The sequence below is a fragment of the Methylophilus sp. DW102 genome, assembly GCF_037076555.1.
GTDB lineage: Bacteria > Pseudomonadota > Gammaproteobacteria > Burkholderiales > Methylophilaceae > Methylophilus > Methylophilus glucosoxydans.
Map to the genome: position 1 here is coordinate 2,273,803 of NZ_AP029023.1, position 15,242 is coordinate 2,289,044.

A 15,242-nucleotide genomic window follows, 5' to 3' on the forward strand; every position below is an offset into this window, starting at 1 on the left:
GAAAGATGCTTTCAAGCCTGACTTTACAGCGCCAGACCGCAAATCCCTAGACAAATATTTCACCAAAAAGTTATAGTGCTGTAGACGACGCTTTCACCTGTGTTTAAACGCCGATTACAATTTAGTTACAAATTGCACATTATGGATGAACTTGCAGCAACTGTCACGGACTAAACTAAAATTCCAGACGGATTAAGCGCCCCTTCTGCCCCAGTGACGACATCATTCATGCAACCTCTTTTTAAACAGGAATCCAGTATGCCTCTTACCCGCCGCCTCAACTTGAAAACCCCGTCATTACGCCGTCCGACACTGGCATTATGGCTGGCGTTGATGAGCAGCCCGGCTTGGTCTGCCAGCGGCACCCCCACCATTACCACCCCCACTGCAGAGTTTGTCTACAAATACCTGCTCGGTGAAGTGGCCGCGCAACGTGGCGAATTTGTACTGGCCGGGCAGCTGTTTCTGGATTTGGCCAAGCAAACGCGTGACCCCTTGCTCGCCGAGCGCGCCACGCAGGCAGCAACCATTGCCCGCACACCACAGTTGGCACTGCCCTCTGCCGAGCTATGGTCTGAGCTGGCCCCGGATTCTATCCCGGCAGCCCAAACCGCCAGCCAATTGCTGATTGCCAATGGTAACCTCGAAAAAGCGATTCCACAGATCCAGAAAGTGCTGGCCAATGAAAACATTCGCGCCAATGCCTTTATGGAACTCAACAGCCTGATGGTGCGTATCACCGACAAAACCAGCGTGCTCAAAACCATACAACAGCTGGCCAAGCCTTATCCCAAGCTGGCTGAAGCCCACTTTGCCATTTCGCAAGCCGCTTACTTTGCGCACGACGAGAGCCTCATGAAAGCGGAGCTCAAACAAGCGTCCAAGCTGCGCCCCGGCTGGGAACCGCCCGCGCAGATTTACGGGCAAATGCTGATGGAAAAAGATGTCCAGAAAGGCCTGGCGTTTTACCGCGACTTTTTAAAGACCTATCCTGAGTCCGATCAGATCCGCTTATCGTTAGCGCGCGCCTTGCTCTTGCAAAAAAACACCACCGAAGCCAAGGTAGAGTTCTCCAAGCTGCTCGAACGCCACCAGAACAACCCTGACATGAACGTGATTGTGGGCCTGCTGGCACTGGACGCCAAAGAATACACTTTCGCCGATCGTTATCTGGAACACGCGCTCGAAGTCGGTTTCAAGGAGCCGAACAAGGTCTACTTCAACCTGGGCCGCTCAGCCATCGAGCAAAAAGACGATGCACGCGCTTTGCAATGGTTTGACAAAATCACCGATGGCGAACAATACCTGGCCGCACGCATGGCCGCCGCCGGCATTATTGCCCGCCGCGACGGTGTCGATGCTGCGATTACCATGCTGGACAATGTGGATGGCCTGACGCCCGAGCAACAGGCGCTGGTGATCCAAAACCAGGCACTCATGCTGAGCCAGGCCAAACGTGGCGATGAAGCCTACACCCTGCTTGAAAAAGCCGCCAAAACTTTCCCGGAAAGCCCCGAGTTGCAGTACGACTACGCCCTAAGCGCCGAGCGTAAGGGCAAATATGACATCATGGAAGACACGCTGACCCGGGTCATTAAAATGAAGCCAGACTTTGCCGCTGCCTACAATGCACTGGGCTATTCCTATGCAGACCGCAATATCAAGCTGATCGAAGCGAAGAGCCTGATTGAAACCGCCACCAAGCTCTCCCCGGAGGATCATTACATCATGGACAGTCTGGGCTGGGTGTATTTCCGTTTGGGCGACTTGTCGCGTGCCACCGAAGAGCTACGCCGCGCCTATGCCATTCAGCAAGATCCTGAAATTGCGGCCCACCTGGCCGAAGTACTTTGGAAACAAGGCCAGCGTGACGAAGCACAACGCATTCTGGATCAGGCCTTGTCGGCCAACCCCGGCAACGAGATTCTGGTCGCAGTCGCGCAAAAACTGAAATCCGCCCTGTAGTGTTTGTATGCCGTCCACACCTGCGCTAGCGAGGCTGGCCCAAGCTTTTGCCATCTGGTTATTACTGAGTCTGCTGGCCGGCTGTGCCAGCCAGGCCATCGCCCCTACTCAAACCAGCGTGCCGCCCGCGGCCCAGCACAGGTTTGCCACACTGCAAGTCGTGCAATCCTTTGACGTGGAGGCGAAGCTGGCCGTGCAATATGCGGGCAAAGGCTACACTGCCAGGCTGGAATGGCAACACAGCCCGGCACTGGATACCCTGCGTATTTTTAGCCCGCTCGGTCAGCAAGTGGCCCTCATCGAGCGCAGTGCGCACAGCGTCACCCTCACCGACCAAAGTGGCAACACGCATCAGGCGGCGGATGTTTCCAGCCTGACAGCGCAGTTGTTAGGCTGGCGCCTGCCTTTGACCGGGTTAAGCCAATGGATTTTGGGAGCTCCGCACGTCAATAGTCCGTTCCAGGCCAGCTATCTTGCGCAGGGTGAGCCTGCCCGCCTCATGCAGGACCAATGGCAAATCGATTACGACGATTACCGTGAGGTTCAATTGCAAGGCGTGCAGTCATCCCTACCGCACATCACACGCTTGCAGCAGCAAGATGTCCGGCTAAAGCTGGTCATTCAACACTGGTAAGCTACGCCACGCAGCAATGACGGCGCGGATTCACGCCGCGATTGACAGGCAAACCGACAAGCGCCCTTAACAGCTTTCGCGTTAAAGATTCAGGCCATGCCGTCGATAATGCCAGTATGCGCTGCAATCTGTTTACCCCTCTCTCGTTTCGAATTTGGCTGCTGGCCTGCCTGTGGCTGGGCCTGAATTTGCCTGGGTACAGCGTGGCCGCACAATGGCTGTCGATCAAAAAAACGGACGATAGCCAACTCATGATAGACAAGCAGTCCCTGCTCGAAGAAAAACCCTATGTCAAAGCCTGGATCAAGGTCGATTACCGCCAACCTCAAAAAAACATAGAGTCTGTAGACCGCGTTTACACCCATGCAAAAGCGCTCTGGTACTTTGATTGCGACAAGCGCAAGGCAGCGACCATCCAGGTGTTCCAGTACGAAGGTGAAGAGCTGGTCTACTCTGCAGGCATTACTGCCAAACAGGCAGATTTTATTGAGCCCTTGCCGGATTCCGAGGTAGAGATCACGCAGCAGTACGTCTGCAAATGGCAGAACAAAGAGAAGCAACGCGCTGAAGCGGCAGCCAAACGTGCCGCCAACCCGGTCATGCCTGCCGTTGCCAGCAGCAAAGACAAGCCCGCTGCACCAGACAGCGTGGCCGAGCCTGCCCCTGCACCAGATGCAGCACCTGCCAAACCGGCCGACAAAAAGGCTGACGGCAAGCCGGCTAAAGACGCAACGGCTACGGAAGCCAATGCGACCAAATCCAAGGAAACCACTGCCAAGCCCAAAGAAGACGCTGCGAAAACGGGCAAGCCTGAAAAAGCAGAGGCGGCAACTGATCATCAGAAACCTAAAGACAAGAGCAAAACCGGCGCCGCGGATGATAAGTCCTGGGCCTACAGTGGTGAGCACGGTCCAGACAAATGGGGCAACCTGAATCCTGAATTTGCCGTCTGCAATGCAGGTAGCCAGCAATCGCCTATCCACGTGGATAATACGATCACAGCCGCCCTCAAACCGATCAAGCGACTGCAAAAATTCCCGATCAAGAATATTGCACTCAAGGACCACAGCCTGGTATTGGATGCGGGCAGCGGCAACATGATGGTGCTAGACCAGAAACCCTACCAGCTCAAATATATTAGTGTGCACATGCCTGGCGAACACCAGATCAAACAAAAGTCTTATGCCGCCGAGATGCAAATGGTGCATGAAGACAAAGCCGGACACCGTGTGATTATTGCCATCATGATAGAAGAAGGCAACGCCCATGCTGGTATAGAGAAGCTGTTAGGCAGCCTGCCCAAAGACAAAGAGCAAAGCAAACCGCTGACCATCCGTGTGACACCGGCCGACCTGATGCCCGTCAAGCCTGCCTACTACCGCTACAGTGGCTCGCTGACAGCCCCGCCCTGTACTGAAGGGGTGCAATGGGTGATCATGAAAGAAGCGCTCAAGGTTTCCAAGTTCCAGTTGGCCAGCCTGCAACAAGCCATCGGTGCGCCCAACCAGCGCCCGCTACAGGACAGCCAAGGCCGCATGGTCCTTGAATAAGCCTCCCAAGCAGGCGGGCATGCTTTACAATAGCGGCCATGCATACCTTGAGCTACCCTGCCCCCTGCAAAATCAACCTGTTTTTGCACATTACTGGTCGCCTCAGCAATGGCTACCATAGCCTGCAAAGCCTGTTTTTACTGCTAGACCACGGCGACACCTTGCACATCCGCCCACGTCAGGACGGGCAAATTCTCCACATGAATCCGCTGGCTGGCGTCCCGGATGAACAAGACCTTAGCATCCGTGCTGCCCGCCATTTACAGCAAGTCAGCGGCTGCACTCTGGGTGCCGACATTGGCTGTGATAAACGTACGCCCATGGGCGGTGGATTAGGCGGCGGCAGCTCGGATGCAGCCACCGTCCTCATGGCACTCAACCAGCAATGGCAGTTGGGCTACACCCGGCAGCAGTTGATGCAGATTGGCGTTAGCCTGGGTGCAGATGTGCCCGTGTTTATCTTTGGCCAGCCCGCCTGGGCCGAGGGTATCGGCGAACAATTATCTGCGGTTTCACTGCCGCCTCCGCTGCTCGACCAATATTACGTGGTACTCACGCCGCAGGTGGCCGTGCCCACCGCACAAATTTTTGCACATCAAGCATTGACAAGAGACTCGAAACCATTGAGAATAGCGGACTTTTCAAACGGCGCTAATTCCAGCGCGTTCTGGCAGCAAGCCAGAAACGATATGGAAGCGGTTGTTTGTATGCTTTATCCTCAAGTTGGCGAAACGCTGGCCTGGTTAAAACAATACGGCGATGCCCGTATGAGTGGTTCCGGCGCTTCAGTGTTTGTGGCCGTGGATAGTGCAGAAAAAGCGGAGCAGTTAATTGCAAATAGACCAGAAAACACTTCTGGTTTTTGGGCAAAAGGGTTAGAATACCATCCGCTTTTTGCTTCGGTCACTGACGGTGACCAAGCCACACAACAAGTGTGTTAAAGACAAGTTTTTTGGGGAGTCGCCAAGCTGGTTAAGGCACCGGATTTTGATTCCGGCATGCGAAGGTTCGAATCCTTCCTCCTCAGCCAAACATAAGCGTGTAGATTTTACGATTTACACGCTTAAATTTTTTATAGCGCCCAGCCAAGCGCATGGGCGCAGGTTTCAAGACATCGTCATCGCAAAAAGGGTACAACGTTGAGTAACGCCAACATGATGGTATTTACCGGCAACGCCAATCCGGTACTGGCACAAGAAGTGGCTCAGCATTTGGGCATTGAATTGGGGCGTGCCGATGTCGGCCGTTTTTCTGACGGTGAAATCATGCTGGAACTGCTGGAAAACGTGCGTGGCCGCGATGTGTTTGTGCTGCAATCCACGAGCTACCCGACCAATGACAGCCTGATGGAAGTCATGGTCATGGTGGATGCACTGCGCCGCTCATCCGCCGGCCGCATTACCGCTGCCATTCCTTATTTGGGTTATTCACGCCAGGACAGACGCCCACGCTCTGCCCGTGTTGCCATTACGGCCAAAGTAGTGGCCAACATGCTGACCAGTGTCGGTGTGAACCGTTTACTGACGATGGATTTGCACTCTGATCAGATTCAGGGCTTCTTTGATATCCCGGTCGACAATATTTATGCCACGCCGATTTTGCTTGATGATCTGGTCACGCTGAATCACGAAAACCTGGTCGTGGTCTCGCCAGACGTGGGCGGTGTGGTGCGCGCGCGTGCTGCGGCCAAACAGCTGAATGCGGATTTGGCAATTATCGACAAACGCCGCCCCAAGGCCAATGTGGCCAAGGTGATGAACATTATCGGCGAGGTTGAAGGCCGCACCTGCGTCATCATGGACGACATGGTAGACACCGCTAACACCTTGTGTGAAGCTGCCGCTGCATTGAAAGATCGCGGGGCGACCAAGGTGGTGGCTTATGCCACCCACCCGGTCTTGTCCGGGGGCGCGGGTCAGCGCATTTCTGCTTCAGCACTGGATGAGCTGGTCGTTACCAACACCATCGCGCTGAATGCAGAGGCGCAAGCCTGCAGCAAAATCCGCCAACTGAGTGCGGCACCATTGCTGGCAGAAACCATCAAACGGATTAGCCAGGAAGAATCTGTGTCTTCCCTGTTTATGGATTAACCGTCTATAAATTATTTTTCTTGATACATGAATTAAGTTTTTGTGCTGCAAGCTGGTCGCGGCTTGCAGTTTTTAGTGCAGTACCGCCTTCGGGCGTTTTTAGGAGTCTCATATGAGTATCGAAATTAAAGCCGTCAAACGTGACGTTAAAGGTACGGGTGCGAGCCGCCGCCTGCGTCGCGCTGGCAACGTGCCTGGTGTTGTTTATGGTGGCGATCAAGCTGCTGTGTCTATCGAGTTGGACCACAAAGAATTGTTCATGCAATTCCGTCACGAAGCGTTCCACGCTTCCATCCTGAGCCTGGTGCTGGATGGCAAAGCTGAAAGCGTTTTGTTGCGTGACTACCAACTGCACCCAGTACGCAATACCATTCAGCACATCGATTTCCAGCGCGTATCCGCGACTGAGAAAATCCACGTGAAAGTGCCTTTCCACTTTGTGAACGAAGAAGTGGCCCCTGGCGTTAAAACAGGCGGCGGCACCATTTCACACATCCAGACTGAAGCTGACGTTAGCTGCCTGGCTAAAGATTTGCCAGAGTTTATCGAAGTGGACCTGGGCAACCTGGAAGCGGGTCACGCCATCCACCTGTCAGAAATCAAACTGCCAAAAGGCATCGAGTTTGTACAACTGGCTCACGGTGATGACGCGGCTGTGGTTTCCATTGCCAAACCACGCGGTGGTAGCGACGAAGCAGCAGAAGAAACCCCTGCTGCTTAAGTGGCTCAGGCGGTTATCCGCTACAATGAACGCGCACAGTCATGTGCGCGTTTTTTTTGGTGCGTATCGCACCCTCCTACATTTGCTTAGCGTGTGAATATGAGTGGAATAAAACTGATTGCAGGCCTTGGTAACCCTGGCGATAAATACACCATGACCCGCCACAATGCGGGCTTCTGGTTTGTAGACCTGCTGGCACAACAATCCGGTAGCCGCCTGACGGCCGAGGCCAAACTGTTTGGTATCGCCGGCAAATGGCAACCGCATGGCGACAAATGGTTACTGAAACCAACCACGTTTATGAACGCCAGCGGCAAAGCTGTCGCCGCCATCGCCCATTACTACAAGATTTCCCCGGCCGAAATTCTGATCGTGCATGACGAACTGGATTTGCCGCCTGGCCAGGCCAAGCTCAAGTTCGGCGGCGGTCATGGCGGTCACAATGGCTTGCGCGATATTCATGCTGCGCTAGGCACGCCGGATTACTGGCGTTTACGTCTGGGGATCGGCCACCCTGGCAACAAGGCAGAAGTCGTCAATTTTGTATTAAAAGCCGCCAGCAAGGATGAGCAGCAAGCCATCGATGACAGCCTGATTAAAGCCAGTGGCATCAGCGAATTATTGGCGCAAGGCCAGTTTGAAAAAGCCATGCTGCAGTTGCACAGCAAATAACTCTGACGCCAATCTATGGATGGCGTGTAGAAATGACGGTTTGGCGTTGCCATGCCTGATACCAGGCCACAAAATCCTCAGTGCGCAATGGCGGTGAGAAATAATAGCCCTGGCCAAAATCACAACCCATCTCCTGCAAGATGCGTAACTGGCGCAGGTTTTCGATGCCCTCGGCAATCACCTGCATGCCCAGGCTGTGGGCCATGACGATAATGGCCTGGCACAAGGCACCATCTTGACTGGAAACCCCCAATTCACGCACAAATGAACGGTCAATCTTGACGTAATCAATGGAGAATTTTTTCAGGTAGGACAACGCAGAATAGCCGGTACCAAAATCATCGAGAGCCACTTGCACCCCCGCTTGCCGGTATTGCGCCAACCGCTCACTGACGTGCGTGTTGGCATCCAACAGCAAGCGCTCGGTAATCTCAATCACCACCATGCCATTGAATTCAGGGTGCTGCCCCATCTCTGACAACCAGTCCTCCTGCTTGCGATGATCCGGCGCAAATTGCACAGGCGACTTGTTAATCGCCATCTGAAACTGCGGATGCAAGGACAGTCGCCAGGATTTGCATTGCGCAATGGCGGTTTTAAATACCCACTCCCCAATCGGCGCAATCAGCAGGTTATCTTCGGCAATGCCAATAAACTCCATGGGCGGAATCAGTCCCTTGACCGGATGCTGCCAGCGCAACAACGCCTCGGCCTTGACCACCTGGTTGGTTTGCAAATTCACCACAGGCTGGTACTCAAGAAAAAACTCCTGGTTGGTGATCGCCTGGCGCAAGTCGTGCGACAAGCGCATGCGGTTTTCAGCGTGCTGCTGCATGCGTGGCGTAAAGTAGGTAAAGCAGTTGCCGCCTTTTTGCTTGGACGCATACATGGCCTGATCCACCCGCTTCATCAGATCTTCTTTATTGCTGGCATCATCCGGAAAAATGGCAATCCCCAGACTGGAAGACACATAAGCCAGCGTATCATCCAGCTGAAACGGTTGCGACAAGGTCTGCAATACACGCTGCGCCAGGGCCTCAACATAGCCCGCAGTGGCATCGCCGAGCATGAGCACAAACTCATCGCCGCCCAGGCGAGCAACCAGATCCTTGTTGCCGACACAGGCCGACAAGCGTTTACCCGCCTGCATCAGCAAACGGTCGCCCTGATCATGCCCCTGTGTATCATTGACCTCTTTGAACCGGTCCAAATCGAGAAAGATAATGGCCAACTTCTGGCTGCTGCTTTTAATCGTTAACAGCGCCTGCTCCAGGCGCTCGAAAAACATGCGCCGATTAGGCAAGCCAGTCAGCGTATCCACATTGGCGAACTGCCAGACCACCTCTTCTGATTGCTTGATCTTGGAGATATCGGCCAGCGTGCCCAGAATCCGTGTCGGCTTGCCCGCCTCGTCACGCATCAGTACCATGCCCCGGTCAAACACCCACTTCCAACTGCCATCCTTGCAGAGCATGCGGTATTCAATCGCATACTGCTCACGTTCGCCATCCAGCACCTGCTGTTGCAGGGCTTGTACTGACTCGATATCTTCCGGATGAATCCGCTGTTGCCAGGTGGCCGGGTTATGCGCCAGTTCATGCGGCGCAAAACCAAACATTCTTTTCCAGTGATCAGAAAACACCACGCGCGACTCGGTCACATTCCAGTCCCAGACACCATCGCCGGTGCTTTCCATGGCAAACTTCCAGCGCTGCTCACTACTGGTCAAGGCCTGGCTATATTTTTCAACGGTTTCACGTGCACGGCTGCGCACCATGGATAAATAGGCGAGCCCCGCCAGCAACACGCTGGTCAGCACGCCCATCACGGCGACCTGATTGGCCTCGCGCAAATCAGTGACCGCCTCAAAGGCCGGGGTAGACCGCGCGCGCATACTCCACAAATGGCCATGCATATTCATGGTTTGTGCGGCGCTAAAGCGGGCGGCATGCTCATGGGGATGTGCCTCCTCCTCGCTCGGGCTATGGTAAAGCGGTGTCTGCCCCTCTTTGCCATTCAAATCAAACACATCAAAATGCACTTGCCGCAGCTCGACCACCTGCAAGGCCTCAGCCAAAAAGGCATGGACATCAAAGCGCAAAAACACCCAGCCGTTCAACATGCGACGGCGATCCGTCTCAGAAATCTCATCCGGCCGCCCGTGGTACACCGGCGCATGCAAGAAATACGGATGCCCCATCTGCGGACTACCCGTAGACTGGCCCGACATCACGATTTGCTGAGTTTCGCTGGCTTGCAGCAAATCAGCACGCAGCCGCGCATCCAGAAAGGTATTCTTAAGCAAAATTTCCTGATTCTGGTCATTCCGCGGCTCAATATACAGCACCGGCGCCAGCTCATCATCGCCCTGCACAAACTCAAGCCTGGCGAGCAGGCTTTTCACAGGCGTTTCCAGGTCTTTAAACGTCTCTGGATAATTGAGGTGGATGTACTTGATAAAGCCTATTGCATTCAAGCTGCCGTACTGGTCACTTTGCGTGTAATCATTGACATACTCGCGGAATTCTTTGGAAGAAACAAACTGCGAAGAAAGATAAAGATGCTCAACCCCGGTCAACACCTCGCGGTAAGCGTCCATACGGTGCTGGACAGCCTCGGACGCTGACAACACCGCCTGCCGGAACTTGACCGCCTGCAAGGCTTCCGCATGCTCACGAGCATTCATCCACAGCAAAACAGTCAGCTGCAAGCCGCAAGCCAAAATCACCAGTGCCAGCCAGCGCGAGGTCAGCAGTTGCTGCCATGATGCAATTCGAATACGAAACATCTATCCTCCTTCGTCAGGAAGTCGCATGACACACACCAGCATCCCCCGGTCATGCGATGAATTTATTTTTGAGTTTAAAAGTTAATCCTGTTCAGGATTTAAGTCAAATCAAGATTGTTTCTAGCTCTATCTTGTGACTAACGGTAAAATATTGGTTTTATTGACTCTTTGCCGCAACTTCACACTGCGGCAATTCTCACGCTAAGGTTCATCCATTATGAAATGCGGTATTGTCGGCCTGCCTAATGTAGGCAAATCCACCCTGTTTAACGCCATCACCAAAGCGGGCATCGCCGCAGAGAACTATCCTTTCTGCACGATTGAGCCGAATGTCGGCATCGTAGAAGTCCCCGACCAGCGCATGCAACCACTGATCGACATCGTCAAACCACAAAAAACTCAACCAGCCATTGTAGAGTTCGTCGACATTGCCGGCCTGGTGGCTGGTGCATCCAAAGGCGAAGGTCTGGGCAACAAGTTCCTCGCCAATATCCGTGAAACCGACGCCATTGCCCACGTGGTGCGCTGCTTTGAAGATGGCAACGTCATTCACGTCGCAGGCAAGGTAGACCCACTCGCCGACATTGAAGTCATCAACACCGAACTGGCACTGGCCGACATGGAAACTGTCGAAAAAACCATGCAACGCGAAGGCAAAAAAGCCAAGAGCGGCGACAAAGACGCCATTGCCCTGATCAAAGTGCTGGATAAAGTGCTGCCCTGCCTCAACGAAGCCAAAGCTGTGCGCACCCTCAATCTGGATGCCGAAGAACTCAACCTGCTCAAACCGTTGTGTCTGATTACCGTCAAACCCGTGATGTACATCACCAACGTGACCGAAGACGGCTTTGAAAACAACCCGCATTTAGACAAAGTGCTTGCCTTGGCCAAAACCGAAAAAGCCCCCGTTGTCACCATCTGCGCCAAAATTGAAGGCGAAATCGCTGAGCTGGACGATGCCGATAAACTCGAATTCTTACAAGAACTTGGACAAGAAGAACCCGGCCTCAACCGCGTCATTCGCGCCGCCTATGACCTGCTGGGCCTGCAAACCTACTTCACCGCCGGCGTACAAGAAGTGCGCGCCTGGACTGTGAAAAAAGGCGCGACCGCCCCACAAGCCGCTGGCGTCATCCACACCGATTTTGAACGTGGCTTTATCCGCGCCGAAGTGATTGCCTACAATGATTACGTGCAATACAAAGGCGAAAAAGGCGCACAAGAAGCCGGTAAAATGCGCCTCGAAGGCAAAGAGTACATTGTGCAAGACGGCGACGTCATGCACTTCAGATTCAACGTCTAACCCAGCATCAGGCAAAAAATCAAAGGCTGGAGATTTCCAGCCTTTTTTATGCCTCACGACGCCTTGAACTCGGCATAGCGTGGATCATGAATCACCTTAACAAACCGCTGGAACAAATCGGGATCCAACTTGCTGCCAGACTCACTCTCCATAATGCGCAAAATTTCATCATGTGGCCGCGCCTCCTGATACACGCGCCGCACCGCCATTGCATCATAGTTATCCACCACCGTCACAATGCGTGACAATAACGGGAACGCCTCTCCAGCCAAACGATCAGGATAACCGCTACCATCAAACCACTCATGGTGATGACGCACGACTTGCGCAACCTTATTCGCCTCATTATGCGCATAAGCTGCAATCAGATTGGCCCCCACCTCAGGGTGCACCTGCATGATGGCCCGGTCATCAGCATCCAGCCGGGTTGGCTTCATCAACACCGCATCTGGCACCACAATCTTGCCAATATCATGCAAACAAGCCCCCAGCTCCAACGCATCCAGCTCTTGGCTGGTTAAGCCAATATCCAGCCCTATCCCTCTCGAAAGCGCCATTACCCGGTCACTATGCAAACGTGTATAAGCATCGCGCAGTCGCAACGCATCGGCAAATACCTTGCTCAAATGCAATACGCCGCTATGCTTGCTTGCAGGCTCGCTCATCCTTTTCCCGGTCTTTTAATAGGTTTAAGTTTTAGCATACTCCCAAAACTAAACGGATGAAAACCCTACCACCCCGCAATTCAAGAAAATGCGTAGTAAAAAAGGTCACAAAGGAATGTTGTCGTGCCCTGATACAACTGCTATAATCGCGGTCTTTCAAATCTGGTGATGTAGCTCAGCTGGTTAGAGCACAGGATTCATAATCCTGGGGTCGAGGGTTCAAGTCCCTCTTTCACCACCAATACCTAAGCGGCCTCCAGAGATGGGGGCCGTTTTCTTTTATACACTTCTTCACATTAGTAGCCACGTAGTAGCCATTCGTATATTCTAATCGCAACAATATATTTTAAAAATAAATTCTTTTGTGTGAGGTGCTTGATGATTGAGTTCACAGAAATTTTCAATAATGAATATGCTAAAACTGCGATTAATACTTTGATAAAAAGCGCAGTCGAAAAAGGCTTAAAAGGATTAAAGAAAAATATTGAGCCAATAAAAGAGGCTTTAGGATACAGGCTACAAGACTATATCGAGTTTCAAAAGGACAGATATAAGTGTCTGAATACGATTGTTTTTAATCAAAAAATATCTCTCGAAGAAATTTATATTCCCCTTACTCTAGTGTCGGAAGTTGAGGATTTGAATGGAAAAAGAAAAGAAATTCCAGTATCAAAATTTGATTTGGACTTTTTGCCGAAACACCCTAGAGTTCTAATTACTGATAACGCAGGAATGGGAAAATCAACAATACTCAAATTTCTATTATTGAAATGTATTGAGTCTGAATATGCTATACCAGTTTTTTTAGAGTTACGTCATCTTGCCTCTTCAAAAAGTATAATCGACACCATAATTAATCAACTAAATATAGTCTCAACAACAAAAAAATATAGTGATGAACTTGAACTGTCAAAATCCTACATTGAGCGAATTATAAAAAACGGAGACTTTATTTTCTTTTTTGATGGTTATGATGAAATTCCATTCAAAGATAGAGAGGAAATAACAGTAGCTATTAAAGAATTCATCTCCAAAAATCAAAGAAATATATTTGTTATAAGTTCACGAAAAGAGAGTGGGCTAGCTTCTTTTTCAGGCTTTGATAGCTTTTCAATAAGACCATTAAAAAAGACGGAGTCATATCAATTAATAAGAAAATATGACAATGATGGTGAGAAGTCCTCTCAGTTAATTGAAAAATTGGAGAACAAAGAATATTCGGGAATAAACGAATATTTGAAAAATCCGTTACTTTGTACCCTTTTGTACAGGTGTTATGAATACAAACAGAATCTACCATTAAAAAAACATGTTTTTTACAGGCAAGTGTTCGATGCCCTATTTGATTGGCATGACGCAACTAAAGATGGTTACAACACTCGACAAAAGCTTTCCAAGCTAGACCTAGACAGCTTTCACAGAGTATTAAGGCTTGTAGGATTCATTTCAGTGATGCACGGCAAATTTGAAGCTGATAAAGATACTGTTCTTGATTGGATTCGAGAGTCGAAAAGAATATGTTCAGATTTAACTTTTTCTGAAAGTGATTTTCTTGATGACTGCGTTCGAGCCGTACCTGTACTGATTCAAGAGGGAACCAACTATAGATGGTCGCATAAATCACTTTCTGAATACTTTGCTGCTCAATTTCTCTGTACTGAGGGTAAATCTGAGCTGACCAAAATTCTTAATGAAATATTGGCATCTGAAGATCTCAGTAAATTTTCAAACGTTATTGAACAAATCTATGATATTGAACCAGCCATATTCAGAGAAGTTTTTGTTGCACCTATGGCGGAGTCCTTCAGGGAATACTGTTCAAACACCTACAAGGGTATGAACACAAAAATCTCCAACGAAAGTTTGCAACTGAGAAAAACGCTTACTTTTTCAAAGCAAATATATATTGCCAGAGCCACAGATAAAAACATCCATAGCTTCCTCGATGGGTCTCTTGATGAAAGTTATTTCCACAGAATCGGACTTTTTCATGTAGGGGATAAGCAAAGGTTCTTCTACTTCGAATCAGGGAATAAATTCCAAGATATCATTGATATATTAGCTACCAAGAAAGATCCACTTGTAACGTCGACAACCAAATTAAATAGAGACAATAAAATTAAGAGGCTGGTCAAGTTAACTGCAAAAAGTCGTATTAATGTCAATGATGATCCTGAAAACGTACTGAATGATTTGAGAAACTTTGATGTCGTTAATTCAGTAATCTTAAGATCCGATAAATACATTTTAGATGCTGATAGAGTTCTTAACTATCAATTTGAAAATAGTCAAAATAAAGTCGCAACTTTAGCCAGTTGCTTACTAAAAAATTTAAAACCTCAATGATTTTCTGACCGTACTTAAATGTCCTTTGCACAACTGGTCAGTATAGAGGCTGCAAGTACAACGATAAAATAGTTAAATTGGGAGATGAGGCCAGACATTATTGTTATCCTTATTATTAAATTTGTTATCAAATCACTAAGTGATCTAACGATTTTTATCACCAAAGGATACAACTAGTTTAACGTACAATCAATCGTGCTCTCTCTGTTTGAGGAGCTACTGCTTTGGCTTACCACCTGATGGTGAACTCTGTTATCGATCTTAAAATCATGATGGAGAACTCTCATGTCTTATAGTAAAACAGGCACCTCCTTCAAACAAAAAACCCGACACTTGGTCGGGTTTTTGTCATTTTAGCCTCAGCTAAAATTATTTGTTCATGACGTACATGGTTACTTCAAAGCCAAAACGCATTTCGGTCGCTGCTGGTTTAGTCCACATGGTGTTTCTCCTGAGTTTGTTGGGGGGTAATCTGTACAACGTGTGCACAGTATGCGCTGCGTTTTGA

Annotated in this window: 12 protein-coding genes and 2 tRNA genes; 11 read left to right on the forward strand and 3 right to left on the reverse strand. The window is 50.3% G+C overall.

All coding sequences use genetic code 11. From position 1 onward, the window contains the following. The first annotated feature begins 258 nt into the window (after window positions 1–258). The 8 genes from AACH41_RS10685 (at window position 259) to pth (ending at window position 7,632) form a co-directional block, all read left to right on the forward strand. On the forward strand, window positions 259–1,965 hold the full coding sequence (locus AACH41_RS10685) for a tetratricopeptide repeat protein (protein WP_338654981.1): 1,707 nt from the start codon (window positions 259–261) through the stop codon (window positions 1,963–1,965). A gap of 7 nt (window positions 1,966–1,972) precedes the next feature. Then, window positions 1,973–2,599 (forward strand): lipoprotein insertase outer membrane protein LolB, encoded by a 627-nt coding sequence (lolB, locus tag AACH41_RS10690; RefSeq protein WP_338654982.1) that lies wholly within the window; start codon window positions 1,973–1,975, stop codon window positions 2,597–2,599. A 116-nt stretch (window positions 2,600–2,715) separates the two neighbouring features. Then, window positions 2,716–4,149 (forward strand): carbonic anhydrase family protein, encoded by a 1,434-nt coding sequence (locus tag AACH41_RS10695; protein ID WP_338654984.1) that lies wholly within the window; start codon window positions 2,716–2,718, stop codon window positions 4,147–4,149. Window positions 4,150–4,187: 38 nt separating this feature from the next. Then, complete coding sequence (gene ispE, locus AACH41_RS10700; RefSeq protein WP_338654985.1) at window positions 4,188–5,090, forward strand: 4-(cytidine 5'-diphospho)-2-C-methyl-D-erythritol kinase; 903 nt, start codon at window positions 4,188–4,190, stop codon at window positions 5,088–5,090. Window positions 5,091–5,102: 12 nt separating this feature from the next. Continuing rightward, window positions 5,103–5,179, forward strand: a tRNA-Gln gene (locus AACH41_RS10705). Between the two features lie 124 nt (window positions 5,180–5,303). Further along, on the forward strand, window positions 5,304–6,239 hold the full coding sequence (locus AACH41_RS10710) for a ribose-phosphate pyrophosphokinase (RefSeq protein ID WP_194748486.1): 936 nt from the start codon (window positions 5,304–5,306) through the stop codon (window positions 6,237–6,239). Window positions 6,240–6,351: 112 nt separating this feature from the next. Then, complete coding sequence (locus AACH41_RS10715; protein ID WP_338654987.1) at window positions 6,352–6,960, forward strand: 50S ribosomal protein L25/general stress protein Ctc; 609 nt, start codon at window positions 6,352–6,354, stop codon at window positions 6,958–6,960. A gap of 99 nt (window positions 6,961–7,059) precedes the next feature. Next, window positions 7,060–7,632 (forward strand): aminoacyl-tRNA hydrolase, encoded by a 573-nt coding sequence (pth, locus tag AACH41_RS10720; protein ID WP_338654989.1) that lies wholly within the window; start codon window positions 7,060–7,062, stop codon window positions 7,630–7,632. 13 nt (window positions 7,633–7,645) lie between these two features. Here pth and AACH41_RS10725 read toward each other — a convergent pair whose 3' ends face one another. Next, window positions 7,646–10,420, reverse strand: a complete 2,775-nt coding sequence (locus AACH41_RS10725) for an EAL domain-containing protein (protein ID WP_338654992.1) — start codon at window positions 10,418–10,420, stop codon at window positions 7,646–7,648. Between the two features lie 217 nt (window positions 10,421–10,637). Between AACH41_RS10725 and ychF the strand changes: the two genes are divergently transcribed. Continuing rightward, window positions 10,638–11,723 carry a redox-regulated ATPase YchF gene (gene ychF, locus AACH41_RS10730; protein ID WP_194748399.1) on the forward strand — a complete coding sequence of 362 codons (1,086 nt, stop codon included), beginning with the start codon at window positions 10,638–10,640 and terminating at the stop codon, window positions 11,721–11,723. A 53-nt stretch (window positions 11,724–11,776) separates the two neighbouring features. Here the strand turns inward: ychF and AACH41_RS10735 are convergent, their stop codons facing one another. Then, entirely contained in the window at window positions 11,777–12,388 is a 612-nt protein-coding gene (locus AACH41_RS10735) for an HD domain-containing phosphohydrolase (RefSeq protein WP_338654994.1), read from the reverse strand. A gap of 164 nt (window positions 12,389–12,552) precedes the next feature. Between AACH41_RS10735 and AACH41_RS10740 the strand changes: the two genes are divergently transcribed. Next, window positions 12,553–12,629 (forward strand) — tRNA-Met (locus AACH41_RS10740). Window positions 12,630–12,766: 137 nt separating this feature from the next. Further along, window positions 12,767–14,734, forward strand: coding sequence for an NB-ARC domain-containing protein (locus tag AACH41_RS10745; RefSeq protein WP_338654996.1), 1,968 nt, complete (start codon window positions 12,767–12,769; stop codon window positions 14,732–14,734). 369 nt (window positions 14,735–15,103) lie between these two features. Here the strand turns inward: AACH41_RS10745 and pqqA are convergent, their stop codons facing one another. Further along, the gene (gene pqqA / locus AACH41_RS10750; RefSeq protein WP_081624291.1) at window positions 15,104–15,175 is read right to left on the reverse strand and encodes a pyrroloquinoline quinone precursor peptide PqqA; all 72 of its coding nucleotides are present in this window, start codon (window positions 15,173–15,175) and stop codon (window positions 15,104–15,106) included. Window positions 15,176–15,242: the final 67 nt, after the last annotated feature.